We start from the raw sequence: 557 nt of genomic DNA on the forward strand, positions 1-557 counted from the left end.
CTCGTCGCCCGCAGGCAGGACCTCATGGCCATTCGCGGCGCCGAACTCAACCGCGCCAAGTCCCCCGGATGCACCCTGGTCGTCGCCTCCTGCAGGAGCCTCGTCAGAATGCTCGATCGCCAGATCGAGACCATCGACAAGGCCATCGCAGGCCTTTGCGCGCACTGCGCCGTGCTCGCACGACGTATCGCCATCTACCGCTCGCTGCCGGGCGTGGGACCAAGGACCGCCATCTCCCTGGCCGCCGCCATGCCAGAGCTCGGCACCATGACCGGAAAGCAGGCCGCATCCCTGGCCGGCCTTGCCCCACACCCCAACGACAGCGGAACCTTGAAGGGCTACCGCAAGACCCGCGGCGGACGCCCGCAGATCCGTTCCATCCTCTTCATGGCTGCCCTCAGCGCCGCACGCTGCAAAGGGCCGCTGCGACCCGTCTTCCACAGGCTGATCGCAAACGGAAAGAAGCCAATCGTCGCCCTCACAGCCCTCATGAGAAAGATCGTCGTCATCCTCAACGCCAGAACGAGAGACCACCTCAACGATATGAGTTGATGACA

The 557-nt window shown here is 64.8% G+C and carries 1 protein-coding gene; it reads left to right on the forward strand.

All coding sequences use genetic code 11. From position 1 onward, the window contains the following. Positions 1–552 (forward strand): transposase (locus tag TSB10P1A_RS02305; RefSeq protein ID WP_208986997.1); only part of this gene is annotated, 552 nt, incomplete at its 5' end. Positions 553–557 lie beyond the last annotated feature (5 nt).

Origin of the sequence: Stappia sp. TSB10P1A, from assembly GCF_900185725.1 — a bacterium.
Classification (GTDB): domain Bacteria; phylum Pseudomonadota; class Alphaproteobacteria; order Rhizobiales; family Stappiaceae; genus Stappia.